General features: G+C 74.3%; 11 protein-coding genes. 5 read left to right on the forward strand and 6 right to left on the reverse strand.

Annotation, left to right across the window (positions count from 1 at the left end; genetic code table 11):
* Window positions 1–72 precede the first annotated feature (72 nt).
* Window positions 73–2,820 (reverse strand): SpoIIE family protein phosphatase, encoded by a 2,748-nt coding sequence (locus K7854_RS27220; RefSeq protein WP_226029188.1) that lies wholly within the window; start codon window positions 2,818–2,820, stop codon window positions 73–75.
* 268 nt (window positions 2,821–3,088) lie between these two features.
* Between K7854_RS27220 and K7854_RS27225 the strand changes: the two genes are divergently transcribed.
* Together K7854_RS27225 and K7854_RS27230 are read left to right on the forward strand one after the other, a co-directional pair.
* Window positions 3,089–4,429, forward strand: a complete 1,341-nt coding sequence (locus tag K7854_RS27225; RefSeq protein WP_226029189.1) for a glycoside hydrolase family 10 protein — start codon at window positions 3,089–3,091, stop codon at window positions 4,427–4,429.
* 189 nt (window positions 4,430–4,618) lie between these two features.
* On the forward strand, window positions 4,619–5,047 hold the full coding sequence (locus K7854_RS27230; protein WP_226029190.1) for an ATP-binding protein: 429 nt from the start codon (window positions 4,619–4,621) through the stop codon (window positions 5,045–5,047).
* 8 nt (window positions 5,048–5,055) lie between these two features.
* Here K7854_RS27230 and K7854_RS27235 read toward each other — a convergent pair whose 3' ends face one another.
* The gene (locus K7854_RS27235; protein ID WP_226029191.1) at window positions 5,056–5,421 is read right to left on the reverse strand and encodes an STAS domain-containing protein; all 366 of its coding nucleotides are present in this window, start codon (window positions 5,419–5,421) and stop codon (window positions 5,056–5,058) included.
* 175 nt (window positions 5,422–5,596) lie between these two features.
* Here K7854_RS27235 and K7854_RS27240 point away from each other — a divergent pair, with 175 nt between their 5' ends.
* A complete protein-coding gene (locus K7854_RS27240) occupies window positions 5,597–5,875 on the forward strand; it encodes a hypothetical protein (RefSeq protein WP_226029217.1) in 279 nt (92 codons plus the stop codon).
* A 42-nt stretch (window positions 5,876–5,917) separates the two neighbouring features.
* On the opposite strand, the gene K7854_RS27245 is transcribed toward K7854_RS27240, so the two are convergent.
* Both K7854_RS27245 and K7854_RS27250 read right to left on the reverse strand, forming a co-directional pair.
* The gene (locus K7854_RS27245; RefSeq protein ID WP_226029192.1) at window positions 5,918–7,501 is read right to left on the reverse strand and encodes a glycerol-3-phosphate dehydrogenase/oxidase; all 1,584 of its coding nucleotides are present in this window, start codon (window positions 7,499–7,501) and stop codon (window positions 5,918–5,920) included.
* On the reverse strand, window positions 7,498–8,115 hold the full coding sequence (locus tag K7854_RS27250; protein WP_226029193.1) for a TetR/AcrR family transcriptional regulator: 618 nt from the start codon (window positions 8,113–8,115) through the stop codon (window positions 7,498–7,500). Before K7854_RS27250 ends, K7854_RS27245 begins: the two co-directional genes overlap by 4 nt.
* 71 nt (window positions 8,116–8,186) lie before the next feature.
* Between K7854_RS27250 and K7854_RS27255 the strand changes: the two genes are divergently transcribed.
* Window positions 8,187–9,785 (forward strand): FAD-binding oxidoreductase, encoded by a 1,599-nt coding sequence (locus K7854_RS27255; RefSeq protein ID WP_226029194.1) that lies wholly within the window; start codon window positions 8,187–8,189, stop codon window positions 9,783–9,785.
* A 70-nt stretch (window positions 9,786–9,855) separates the two neighbouring features.
* Window positions 9,856–10,737, forward strand: coding sequence for a diacylglycerol kinase family protein (locus tag K7854_RS27260; protein WP_226029195.1), 882 nt, complete (start codon window positions 9,856–9,858; stop codon window positions 10,735–10,737).
* Window positions 10,738–10,791: 54 nt separating this feature from the next.
* Here K7854_RS27260 and catB read toward each other — a convergent pair whose 3' ends face one another.
* Complete coding sequence (catB, locus tag K7854_RS27265; RefSeq protein WP_226029196.1) at window positions 10,792–13,071, reverse strand: catalase CatB; 2,280 nt, start codon at window positions 13,069–13,071, stop codon at window positions 10,792–10,794.
* Between the two features lie 134 nt (window positions 13,072–13,205).
* Window positions 13,206–13,433, reverse strand: coding sequence for a hypothetical protein (locus tag K7854_RS27270; RefSeq protein ID WP_226029197.1), 228 nt, complete (start codon window positions 13,431–13,433; stop codon window positions 13,206–13,208).
* Window positions 13,434–13,594: the final 161 nt, after the last annotated feature.

Consider the following 13,594-nt stretch of genomic DNA (forward strand, 5'->3'; position numbering starts at 1 on the left):
ACCAGAAGCTGGGCGTGCCCGGCACCCGTCGTGCACGAGATCGGTACGGAACGCAGGGCGGCCCCTCGCCCGTCAGGGCACCGGCTGCTCCGCCCAGATGACCTTGCCGGCCGGCGTGTAGCGGGTGCCCCAGCGCTCCGCGAGCTGGGCGACCAGGAACAGTCCGCGCCCGCCCTCGTCCGTCATGGCGGCGTAGCGCAGGTGCGGGGAGGTGCTGCTGCTGTCGAACACCTCGCAGATCAGGCTGCGGTCGCGGACCACCCGGACGTGGACGGTCTCGCCGCCGTACCGGATCGCGTTGGTGACCAGCTCGCTCAGGATCAGCTCCGTGGTGAACGCCAGTTCGTCCAGGCCCCACTCGTCCAGCCGCCGGGTCACCTGGGAACGGATCTCGGCGACCGCCGCCGGATCGTTCGGGACGTCCCACTCGGCCACCTGGTCCGGGCCCAGCATCCGGGTACGGGCGACCAGCAGGGCGATGTCGTCGCCCGGCCGGTCCGGGAGCCGGGCGTCCAGGACGGTCCGGCAGGTCTCCTCCGGCGTCTCGCCGGCCGTCTCCAGGGCCCGGCGCAGCTGTTCCAGCCCGACGTCGATGTCGTGCGCGCGGTCCTCGACCAGCCCGTCGGTGTACAGCACCAGCCGGCTGCCCTCCGCCAGCCGCAGCTCCGTCGTCTCGAACGGGAGGCCGCCCAGTCCCAGCGGGGGCCCCGCGGGCACCTCCGGGAACTCCACGGTGCCGTCGGGCCGGATCAGGGCCGGCGGCGGATGCCCCGCCCGGGCGAGCACGCAGGAGCCGGCGACCGGGTCGTAGATCGCGTAGAGGCAGGTCGCCCCGGTCACCGGGGCGCTGCTGTCGTCGGCCGCCTCGTCCTGGTCGATCCGTCCGACCAGCTCGTCCAGCAGCCCCAGCAGTTCGTCGGGCGGCAGGTCGAGGGCGGTGAAGTTGTGCACCGCCGTGCGCAGCCGGCCCATGGTGGCGGCGGCGTGCAGTCCGTGCCCGACGACGTCGCCGACCACGAGCGCGACCCGGGCCCCGGACAGCGGCAGCACGTCGAACCAGTCCCCGCCGACCCCCGCCTGCGCCGGCAGGTAGCGGTAGGCCACGTCCAGTGCGTTCTGCTCGGGCAGCCTGCGGGGCAGCAGACTGCGCTGCAGGGTCACCGCCATGCTGTGCTCGCGGGTGTAGCGCCGGGCGTTGTCGATGGAGACCGCGGCCCGCGCGACCAGTTCCTCGCCGAGCGCCAGTTCGTCCTCGTCGAAGGGCTCGGGCTTGACCGAACGCCAGAAACTCACCACCCCGAGCACCAGGGTCCCGGCCCGCAGCGGGACGGTGATCAGCGAGTGGACGCCGTACTCCACCACCTGTGCGGAGCGCTCGAAGTCCTGGGCCTGCCAGCCGGGGGCCGCGTCGAGGCAGGGCTCCAGGACCGCCCGGCCGGTCCGCAGCGTGCGGCCCTGCGGGGACGAGTCCACGTAGCGGATGTGCCGGCCCACCGGGTAGAGCGGAACCTCCTCGGTGATGCCGCTGAGCGCGGCTCGGCGCAGCGGTGTCACGCCGCCGGGCTGGCCGCCGGCCAGCACGGTGTCGAACAGGTCGACGGTGACGTAGTCCGCGAACCGGGGCACGGCCAGCTCGCCCAGCTCCTCGGCGGTGCGGGTGACGTCCAGACTGGTCCCGATGCCCACCCCGGCCGCGTAGAGGATGTCCAGGCGTTCCCGGGCGGTCTCCGCCCGGCCGGACAGGGCGCGCAGCTCGGTGGAGTCACGCAGCGTCGCGACGCTGCCGGCCGGGCCGCCCCGCACGTCCGTGGGGCGCAGGTTGATGGCCAGCAACCGGTCCTTGACCAGGTGCACCTCGTCGGTGGCGGCGTGGCCGGAAACCAGCAGCTCCGCCAGGTCGGAGGGCAGCCCGAGCGCGCCGACGTGCCGGCCCTCGGCGTCGGGGGGCAGGGCGAGCAGTCGCCGCGCCTCGTCGTTGGCGAGCAGCAGCCTGCCCTCGCCGCCCACGATGAGCACGCCCTCGCGGACGCTGTGCAGGACCGCGTCGTGGTGTTCGTACATCCGGGTCATCTCGTGCGGCCCCAGGCCGTGCGTCTGCCGCAGCAGGCGACGGCTGACCAGGGCCGTGCCCCCGGTCGCCAGGGCCAGACCGACGGCCGCCGCGATCAGCACGAGGGGCAGCTGGCGGTCGGCGACCCCGCCGACGTTCTCGGTCGTGATGCCCGCCGAGACCAGGCCCACGACCGTGCCGTCGGGGTCCTCGACCGGCACGATGGCCTGGACCAGCGGGCCGATCGTCCCCTCGATCTCCTCGGTCACCGTCCGGCCGGCCAGCGCGGGAGCGATGTTCCCGACGAACTTCTTGCCGATGCGGTCCGGCTTGGGATGGGTGTAGCGGATCCCCTCGGCGTCGGTGACCACCACGAAGTCCACGTCCGTGGCCTTGCGCACCGCCTCGGCGCGGGGCTGGAGCACCGCCGTGGGGTCGGGGCCGCGCAGTGCCTGGAGGATGCCGGGGGAGTTGGCGAAGGTCTCGGCCACGGAGGCGGACCGGTTGCGGGCCTCCACCGTGCTGTCGTGGCGCACCTGGAGCACCAGCGCGACCGCCGCGGCCACCACCAGCAGCAGCACGATGACCACGTTCATCACGAAGACCTGGCCCGCCACGCTGCGTCCGGACAGCGCCGAGCGCAGCGCCGAGGCAGGCCGCCTCGCGTCCCCTCCCCGCCGTGACCGGTCCGCGTCCTGCCGGTGTCGGGCGTGCGGGCCGCCGGGACGACGGGGTGACCGTTCTCCCGATCGACCCATCAGTCGGACCATGTGCCCATGTCTACACTGCCGGGCCCGTCGAGGCGAGGGGCGTTCCCCGTGACCCGTGGGCCCGGCGGGCAGGCGGGGCGTCCTGGTGCGTCCGTCCGGGTGGCGGCGCGAGCGGTGCTGACGGGGCGTTGACCCGGCGGGCGGGAGTCCGTAATCTCCTCCGCGACATTCGGAAATCGTACCGAAACTTTCGATCCTCCTCCGGACGGGTTCGGCGGCTTCCGCCCTTCCGAACGGCACCGCACACCGATTCAGGGAACGGGATGACATGAGCATGACTGTGAGACGTCTGTCGAGAGCGGCCGCCGCCGGTCTCGTGGCCGCGGCCGCGCTGACGGCCGCGGCCCACTCCGCCGAGGCCGCCGACACGCTCGGGTCCGCGGCGGCCGGACAGGGGCGCTACTTCGGCACCGCCGTCGCGGCGAGCCACCTCGGCGAGGCCGACTACGCCGCCACGCTGGACCGCGAGTTCAGCTCGGTGACGCCGGAGAACGAGATGAAGTGGGACGCCACCGAGCCCAGCCGGGGCACCTTCACCTTCGGCTCCGCCGACCGGATCGTGGACCACGCCCAGGGCCAGGGGATGAACGTGCGCGGGCACACCCTCGTCTGGCACTCCCAACTGCCCTCCTGGGTGGGCTCACTGGGCGCCGCCGACCTGCGCACCGCGATGAACGACCACATCAAGGGCCTGATGGGCCACTACAAGGGAGAGATCCACAGCTGGGACGTCGTCAACGAGGCCTTCCAGGACGGCGGGAGCGGCGCCCGGCGCAGCTCGCCCTTCCAGGACAAGCTGGGCGACGGATTCATCGAGGAGGCGTTCCGCACCGCCCGTGCCGCCGACCCGGCCGCCAAGCTCTGCTACAACGACTACAACACCGACGGCGTCAACGCGAAGAGCAATGCCGTCTACGCCATGGTCAAGGACTTCAAGTCCCGCGGCGTGCCCATCGACTGCGTCGGCTTCCAGTCCCACTTCAACAGCAACTCCCCGGTCCCCGCGGACTACCGGCAGAACCTCCAGCGCTTCGCCGACCTCGGCGTGGACGTGCAGATCACGGAGCTGGACATCGAGGGTTCCGGTTCCGCGCAGGCCGCCGACTACACGAAGGTCGTCGAGGCCTGCCTCGCGGTGAGCCGCTGCACCGGCCTGACCGTCTGGGGCGTCACCGACAAGTACTCGTGGCGCAGCAGCGGCACCCCGCTGCTGTTCGACGGCAACTACCAGGAGAAACCCGCCTACGACGCCGTCCTGTCCGCCCTCGGCGGCTCGGGCGGCCCGGGAGAGCCCGGCGAGCCGGGCACCGCTGCGTGCACGGCCACGTACACCAGGACCGCGGACTGGAACAGCGGCTACAACGGCCAGGTCACCATCACCGCGGGCGGCGAGCCGATCAGCTCCTGGACCGCGACCGTCACCCTGCCCGCGCAGCAGTCCGTCTCCTCCCTCTGGAACGGCACGCCCACCTGGAACGGCAACGTCATGACGGTGCGGCCGAGCTGGAACGGCACGCTGGCGGCTGGCGCGTCGACCAGCTTCGGGTTCACCGTGGCGAAGAACGGCAGCGACGCCGTGCCCGCGGTCGGCACCTGCACCGCCTCCTGATCCGGTCTTCCCGACCCGGCCGTCCGGGCCGGCCGCCCGCGGGCGCGGTCGGCCCGGACCCGTTCAAAAAGCGGCGCGTCCAGCGGAAGTTGGGGCAAAGGGTTCGTGGGCAGCGTCCTGGTGCGTATCGTGAGGACCGGGGACCTTCGCTCCCTCCACTCGGCCCCGGACCGGACGGTGAGGCTCGGTATGAATCCGGCGCACGGACCCGACACCGCGGATGCCTCCGGCGTGTCCGCGGTCGTCGAGTTCAGGGGCGGATCGGCGATGATCCCCGCCTCCAGGGACGTCGTGCACGGCTTCGTCGCGCGACTCGCCGAGCGGGGCCTGGACCTGACGGACGCCTTCCTGGACGCCGCCCGGCTGGTCGCCACCGAGCTGGTGACCAACGCGCTGCGGCACGCGCCCGGCCCCTGCCGGCTGGAGCTGACCCTGGTGGGCGACCGGGTCGAGTTCGCGGTGTCGGACACCGGGGACGCCTTCCCCACGTTCCTGCCCCGGGACCCCGTGCGGGTCGGCCGGCACGGACTGGAGATCGTGACCCGGCTGTGCGGCGAGGTCATCACCAAGCCGCACGCGACCGGTAAGACGGTCTACGCACGCCTGCCGCTGGCCTGATCCGCCGCTCAGCCGGCCAGGGCCTGCTCCGCGCTCGGGTAGCAGGGAATCAGCGCGTCGACCCCCACCAGCCGCAGCACGCGTGCCACGGCCTCGCGCGGCGCGGCGAGCCGGAGCCAGACGCCGCGGGACTCGGCGGCCCGGTGGGCGCAGATCAGGACGTTGATGCCGCTGGAGTCCAGGAACCCCACCTCGTCGAAGTCCACCACCGTGCCCGGCGCCGACTCCACCGAGTCCAGCAGGACCTCGCGCAGCTGACTGCTGCCGTCGAGATCGACCTCGCCGGCCAGGGTCACGAGGATGATGCCGTCGCCCGTGGTGGTGCGGGTGATCAGCAGCCGCTCCGGTACTGCCGTTCCCTCGGTCTCCGCCACGCTGACCTCACCTCTCGTGTGCGCCGCATATGCCCCGGCCGTCGCCGGTGGCTTGATGTTAAGGCTCCGCACGGCCCGCGTGGAGCACTTGGGCGGACCGGAACGCGCCGACCGCACCGGCCGCCAGGTGCTCGGCGCGCGCGACGGCGCTCCTCTGACTACGGTCGGAGGTGTGGTGGCACACACATTCGAGGAGCTCGTGCAGAAGCGCCGCGCGGCGGACCTGGCACAGCACCGGGTCGAGGAGCTGCGCGACTCGTACGGGCCTCCCACGCAGCATCGGTGGACCCCGCGGCAGTCGGACACGTACGAGACCGCCGTACGGGCCTGGCGCGACCTGGACCGGGACGCGCGGACCGCGATGGCGGAGTACGTGAAGGAGGGAGGCCAGTCCCGGCACAAGATCGAGGCGAAGCTCCGCAAGGCCGTCCAGGAGGACGACCGGAGCACCTGACCGGACGGACACCGCCGCGGACCGGCCCGGCGCCGGGCGGACCTACCCCCGGTCCGCCGTGACCTCGCCGACGAGGTCGCGCACGGCGCTCAGGGCCGCCGCGCGGTCCTCGGGGACCAGGCCGATACGGGTGCGTCGGTCGAGCAGGTCGGCCTCGTCGAGGGCGCCCTCGTGGCGCAGCGCCCACACCAGCTCGGCCCCGGTGACGGGGTGGCCCGGCAGCACCCGCTCGGCGAGGCGGGGATCCCGGGCGGCGAGGGCGTGGACCGCGGGTGCCTCGGTGCCGTACCGCCGGACCAGGCGGCGCGGTGCCCGCACCTCGGCCAGGGCGTGCGGTGCGGCGGCGCCGACCAGGGGCAGCGCGGCGGTGCGGGACGGGCCAGCGGCCAGCCCGCGGACGGCGACGGCGGCGTCCACGGCGTCCTCGGCCATGCGCCGGTACGTGGTGAGCTTGCCGCCGACCACGGTGACCACGCCCTCGGACGAGGTGAGCACCGCGTGCCGGCGCGAGACGTCCGCCGTACGGGGCCCGGCGCCGGGCCGGTCCGACGGTGAGGTGTCGAGCAGGGGGCGCAGACCCGCGAAGGCGCCCACCACGTCCTGGCGGTGCACCGGCGCCTCCAGCACCGAGCCGAGCACGTCGAGCAGGAAGCCGACGTCGGTCTCGGGCACCTCCGGCACGTCCGGCACGTCCCCGTCCACCGGCTCGTCGGTGAGGCCGACGTAGACGCGGCCGTCGCCCTGGGGCAGGACGAGGACGAAGCGGTTGGTCTCGCCGGGGACCGGCACGTGCAGGCCGGCCGGGAGCGGGCCGAGCCGCTCGGCGCGCAGCACGAGGTGGGTGCCGCGGGAGGGGCGGATGCGGATGCCGTCCACCAGGCCGTCCGCCCACACCCCGGCGGCGTTGACCACCGCACGGGCCCGGATCAGGCCCTCCTCGCCGGTCGTCTCGTCGCGTACGCGGGCGCCGGAGCCGGTCAGCTCCAGGGCCCTGACCCGGGTCAGGATCCGCGCGCCGCGGGCCGCCGCGGTCCGGGCCAGCGCCGTCACCAGCCGGGCGTCGTCGGTGAGCCGCCCGTCCCAGGAGAGCAGGCCGCCGCGCAGCCGGTCGGTGCGCAGCGCCGGAGCGAGGTGCCGGGTCTCCACCGCGGACAGCCGGCGCGGCGCGGGCAGCGTGGCCCGTGCGGTGCGCGCCGCGAGCCGCAGGGTGTCCCCGGCCCGGAACCCGGCCCACGCCAGCGCGCCCTGGCCGCGGGAGACCAGCGGGGTGAGCGGCAGGACGAACGGCTGGGCGCGCACCAGGTGGGGTGCCGTGCGCTCCATCAGCACCCCGCGCTCCACCGCGCTCTCGTGCGCGACGTCGAGCTGGCCGGAGGCGAGGTAGCGCAGGCCGCCGTGGATGAGCTTGGAGCTCCAGCGGGAGGTGCCGAAGGCCAGGTCGTGCGCCTCCACGGCGACGACGCTCAGGCCCCGGGCGGCGGCGTCCAGCGCGGCACCGGCGCCGGTCGCGCCGAGCCCGACGACCAGGACGTCCACGACGGGGCCGCCGACGGTGTCGCCCACCTCGCGCGAGCGCCGTGCGGCGGACAGGGAGGCCCCGGCGGCGGGGCGGCCGGCGGGGCTCATGGCGTGAGGGTCCTCTCCAGGATGGTGCGCAGCTCCGCGAGGAGAGCCGCCGGGGCCAGCCCGGCGTCGTCCTCGTCGGTCATGGTCCGCAGCGACAGCGCGAAGGACTGCACCACCAGCAGCACCGACCGTGCCTGCCGCCCGGTGTGCGTCCGGCGCACCGACCCGTCGGCGTGGCCCTCCTCCAGCGCCTCGGCCAGCAGCCCCAGCAGGGCCTCCTGGCTCGCGCCGCGCCGGTCGAGGACGTAGGGCAGGAGCAGCTCCGGATCGACGTCGACGATCTTGCGGAACAGGGGGTGCGCCCGGAACGCCTCCACCCCCGCCACCAGGCCCTCGACGATGCGCGCGCGGGTACCGGTGTCCGGGGCCGGTGCGGGGATCGCGCCGGTGGCCACCGCGATCCACTCCCGGGTCATCAGGTCGCCGACCAGGGACCGCACGTCCGGCCAGCGCCGGTACAGCGTCATCCGGGAGACGCCGGCCCGGCGGGCGACGTCGGTCATCGTCGTGCGCCGCACCCCGACGGCCAGCACGCAGTCGCGTACGGCGTCCAGCACCGCGTCGTTGTCCGAGGAGGTCTGCCTGCTCGAATGGTTGTGACGGTTAGGCGTCATGTGTAACAGTGTAACGCCCCGTGGGACGGTGCGTACGGCATCCCTCGAAGCGACCGTGAGGACGACAGGCCATGGACATGCTGTGGAACGGCTGGGGCGACCCGGCCAGGGCGACGCCGCTGCCCGACTCGGTGACCGGGCTGCTGCGCGAGCTGCTCGGCGTCACCCCCCGCGCCGCCGCCCCTCTCCCGCTGGAGGAGATCCAGGTACCCGCCTCCGCACTGGGCCCGGACGCCCGCCGGGCGCTGGAGGCCGCCGTCGGACAGCGCGCCCAGGACGTGCGCACCGACGCGGAGAGCCGGATCCGGCACACCCGCGGCAAGTCCACCCCCGACCTGCTGCGGATCCGCGCCGGCGACGTCGCCGACACCCCGGCCGCCGTCGTCCTCCCGGACGGTCACGACGAGGTGCTCGCCGTGCTGGCCGCCTGCGCCGAACACGGCCTGGCCGTCGTGCCGTTCGGCGGCGGCACCTCGGTCGTGGGCGGCCTCGCCCCCGGACGCGCGGGCGCGTTCGTCGCCCTCGACCTGCGCCGCATGAACCGCCTGCTCGACCTCGACGAGGTCTCCCGCACCGCCACCCTCCAGCCCGGCCTGCGCGCCCCCGAGGCGGAGGCGCTGCTCGCCGAGCGCGGCTACACCCTCGGCCACTTCCCCCAGTCCTACGAGTGGGCCACCATCGGCGGCTTCGCCGCCACCCGCTCCAGCGGACAGGCCTCCGCCGGCTACGGCCGCTTCGACGAGATGGTCCTCGGCCTCACCCTCGCCACCCCCACGGGCACCCTCGACACCGGCCGCGCCCCGCGCTCGGCGGCCGGACCCGACCTGCGCCAGCTCGTGCTGGGCTCGGAGGGTGCCTTCGGCGTCATCACCTCCGTCACCGTGCGGGTACGGCCCCTGCCCGCGGTCCGCCGCTACGAGGGCTGGCGCTTCACCTCCTTCGACGAGGGCGCCACGGCGCTGCGCCGGCTCGCCCAGGACGGACCGCGCCCCACGGTGCTGCGGCTGTCCGACGAGACCGAGACCCTGATCGGCCTCGCCCAGCCGGACGCCATCGGCGCCTCGCCGGAGCGCCAGGGCGCGGGATGCCTGGCGGTCGTCGGCTTCGAGGGCACCGAGGAGGACACCGCGCACCGCCGGGAGGGCGCCGCCGCCGTCCTGCGCGAGGGCGGCGGCACCTTCGCCGGGGCGGAGCCCGGTGAGCGCTGGGCCCACGGCCGCTACTCCGCGCCGTACCTGCGCGACTCCCTGCTCGACGCCGGGGCGCTCGCCGAGACCCTGGAGACCGCGGCCACCTGGTCCCGCCTCCCCGCCCTGTACGCCGCCGTCCGCGAGGCACTCACCGCCACGCTCACCGAGGCCGGCACCCCGCCCCTGGTCATGTGCCACATCTCGCACGTCTACGAGAACGGCGCCTCCCTCTACTTCACCGTCGTCTCCGCCCAGGGCGAGGACGCCGTGGCGCACTGGACCCGGGCCAAGCACGCCGCCAACGACGCCATCCTCGCCGCGGGCGGCACCATCACCCACCACCACGCGGTGGGCACCGACCACCGTGACTGGTACGTCCGGGAGGCGGGCCCCCTCGGCGTCGCGGCCCTGCGCGCCGTCAAGCGGAGCCTGGACCCCGCCGGGCTGCTCAGCCCGGGTGTGCTGCTGCCCGCCGACTGACCCCGGCGCACGCACGCACCCACCCCGTGAGACAACAGTCCGGCCACACCCGTCAGCCCGGAGGACACCGATGCGCCAGTTCACCGCCGTCGTCAACCCCGCCGCGGGCGGCGCCACCTCGGCCGCCGCACTCCTCGGGGTGGCCCGCCTGCTGCGCGAGGCGGGCGCCGGGCTGGAGACCGAGTACAGCCACAGCCTCGCGCACGCCCGTGAACTCGCCCGGCGGGCGGGGGAGCGGGGGCGGGTGGTGCTCGCCGTCGGCGGCGACGGCATGGCGGGCGGGATCGGCGGCGCCCTCAGCGGTACCGGCACCCTGCTCGGGCTGGTCCCGGCCGGACGCGGCAACGACTTCGCCCGCGCCCTGAAGCTGCCCACCGAACCGGCCGGACTGGCCGAGGTGCTGCTGCACGCCGAACCCTGCCCGGTCGACACCGTCGAGGTCACCTCCGCCGTCCACGACCGCACCGTCGTCCTCGGCAGCGTGTACGCCGGTGTCGACGCGCTCGCCAACCGGCACGCCAACCACGCGCGGCTGCTGCGCGGCGCCGCCTCCTACTACGCGGGCGCGGTACGGGCGGTGGCGGGCTGGCGGGCGACCGGCTACCGGGTCACGGTCGACGGCGAGGAGCACCGGTTCCGCGGCTACACGGTGGTGGCCGCCAACTCCGGCTACTACGGCTTCAACCGCCTCGTCGCACCCTCCGCGCGCGTGGACGACGGGCTGCTGGACGTGGTGATGATCCACGACGCCCCGCGGCGGCTGTTCTTCGCGCTGATGAACGAACTCGCCACCGGCGCCCACGTGCACCGGCCCCAGGTACGCGTCCTGCGCGGCCGGGAGGTCCGCATCGAGGCGGACCGGGCGATACCCTACGGCGCCGACGGCGAGGTCGAGGCCGTCGTGCCCGTCACCGCCAGGGTGCTGCCGGGGGCGCTGCGCGTCCTGTGCTGAACACACCGCGGGGCCGGACGCCCGCAACGGCGCCCGGCCCCACGGTCCGTCGGTTCAGCCCCGCGGTGTGGTGAAGCGTTCCCACACCCGGTGCGAGCCCATCAGCTCCGTCACCCGCTCCAGGGCCGCGGTGCCGGAGTCGGCGACGATCACACCGGGGGCGTCGGCGGGCACCCCGGATGCCTCCAGGGCCGGCTCGCCGCCCGCCCACACACCGATCGCCTTGCCGTGCCGGAACGCCTCCGACAGCAGTAGGCTCACCCGCGGGTCGATCGTCCCCGGCCCGGCGGGCGCCGGTCCGGCCTTGTAGTCCCGCGGCGTGTAGGCGTCGCCGCCCATGTCGGGCGTCCCCGCGATCAGCACCGCGTCGAACTCGACCGACCGCGCGGTGACATAGCTGCGCTGCACGGTCAGCGCGGCGTCACCGGAGCCCAGGGTGCCGCCGGTCGGCGCCACCACCAGCGGCACCATCCCGGCGTTCAGCACCGCCTCGCGCACCGCGCCGACGCCCTCCAGGTCGGCCCCGCCGGTCACGATGCCGATCACCCTGCCGTCCAGCGGCCAGACGCCGCCCACCTGGGACAGCGCCGGGCTGGGCGCGACGTCGGCCAGCGGCACGGTCGGCTCCGGGGCGGGCAGGCCGAGGCCCTCGGCGACGCCCGCGCACAGCTCGGGGTCGATGTTGGCCAGGACCTGCAGCGTCCGCTCCCGGATCGCCTGCTCGTAGCACTTGCCCAGCTCGAAGGTGTAGGCACCGATGATGTGCTCGCGCTCCACCGGGCTCATGCTCAGCCAGAACCGCCGCGGCTGGCTGAAGTGGTCCGCGAACGACTCGGGGGCCTCCCGGACCTTGCGCCCCTCCGGCACCCGCACCGGAGCCTCGACGAAGGCGTTCGTGTCCGCGCCGGCGGTGAACGGGCAGCCGCCGTCCAGGGAGTTGGGCCGGTAGGGCGCCACACCGCGGTGCACGGCCGTCTGGTGCATGCCGTCCCGGAGCATGTCGTTGACCGGCGCCTGCGGCCGGTTGATCGGCAGCTGCGGGAAGTTGGGGCCGCCCAGCCGCGTGATCTGCGTGTCCAGGTACGAGAACAGCCGCCCCGCGAGCAGCGGGTCGTCGGTGACGTCGATGCCGGGCACCAGGTGCCCGACGTGGAAGGCGACCTGCTCGGTCTCGGCGAAGAAGTTGGACGGATTGCGGTTCAGGGTCAGCAGGCCGACCGGCTGCACCGGCGCCAGCTCCTCGGGCACGAAGTTGGTCGGGTCCAGCAGGTCGATGCCCTCGAAGGTCTGCTCCGGGTTGTCCGGGAAGGTCTGGATGCCCAGCTCCCACTGCGGGTGGGCGCCCGCCTCGATGGCGTCCGCCAGGTCCCGGCGGTGGAAGTCCGGGTCGACGCCGTTGATGATCTGCGCCTCGTCCCAGACCAGCGAGTGCACGCCCAGCTTGGGCTTCCAGTGGAACTTCACCAGCGTCGTGGCGCCCTCGGCGTTCACCAGCCGGAAGGTGTGGACGCCGAAGCCCTCCATCATCCGGTAGGAGCGCGGGATGCCCCGGTCGCCCATGAAGAAGATGGTGTGGTTCGTCGCCTCGGTGTGCAGCGACACGAAGTCCCAGAAGGTGTCGTGGGCGCTCTGCGCCTGCGGGATCTCCCGGTCCGGGTGCGGCTTCGCCGCGTGCACCACGTCCGGGAACTTGATGGCGTCCTGGATGAAGAAGACCGGGATGTTGTTGCCGACCAGGTCGAAGACGCCCTCACTGGTGTAGAACTTCGTCGCGAACCCGCGCGTGTCCCGCACCGTGTCCGACGACCCGCGCGAGCCGACCACCGTGGAGAACCGGGTGAACACCGGCGTCTCCACGTCCGCGGCCAGGAAGGCGGCCTTGGTCACCGAGGCCGCCGTGCCGTAGCTCTGGAAGACCCCGTGCGCGCCCGCGCCCCGCGCGTGCACCACGCGCTCCGGGATGCGCTCGTGGTCGAAATGCATGACCTTCTCGCGCAGATGGTGGTCCTGGAGCAGGACCGGGCCGCGCGGACCGGCCTTCAGCGAGTGGTCGGTGTCGTACAGCCGGGTCCCCTGAGCGTCCGTCAGGTAGCTGCCGGACTGCGCCACCCGGGCCTGGTCGGCGCCGGTGGGCTGACCGGTCGGCGACACGGTGTCCGGGCCGCTCTGGTCCGGCTTCGGGGGCAGCGGCTCGCGCGGCTCGGTGGGCTCGGCGACGGACGGCGACTCGGGGCCGGGCCGGCCCGGAATCCCGTCCGGCGGCCCCCCGGCCTCGCCGTGCAGGCCCTCGGTCACCTTGTGGACTGCTCGCTTGAGGGGATTGGCCTCGCTCATCGGCCTTTCTCCGTTCTGGGCGGGCCGCTGCACGCGCCCGGTCGTGTTCGAGTACCGACTGCCGTGGTGGGCCGTGACCGCGTACCCAGTGTTCGGGACTCAAGGCATGGGTGCGAGCAACGGGGGCGGCCGGCTCAGGTGATGGTCTGTCCGTCATGGGTGCCGCCCCGGCAGAGCGACGTGAAGGAGCCGGTCCCGTCCCCGTCCGCCGAGATGACGATCACTCCGCCGCCCCGGATGCACTCGCTCGCCGTCACCTCGCCCGGCAGGCTCGCGGCGCCCGGCACCGAGGCCTGCGCTCCGGTGGCACACAGGACCGACACGGCCAGGGCCGCGAGCAGGGTGCACGACGACTTGCGCATGGGGACGGCTCCTTCTCACCGGTGCCGTCCCAGCGTCACCGGCCCCGGCGCGGCACGCCACCGGGGGCGCGCGCACGGGGGAGCGCGCACCACGGAGTCCGCATCACACGGGGGAGGGCCCCGACCGCGGCCGCGGTCGGGGCCCTCGAAGCGCCGGACGG

Source organism: Streptomyces hyderabadensis, from assembly GCF_020404845.1.
Taxonomy (GTDB): Bacteria; Actinomycetota; Actinomycetes; order Streptomycetales; family Streptomycetaceae; genus Streptomyces; species Streptomyces hyderabadensis.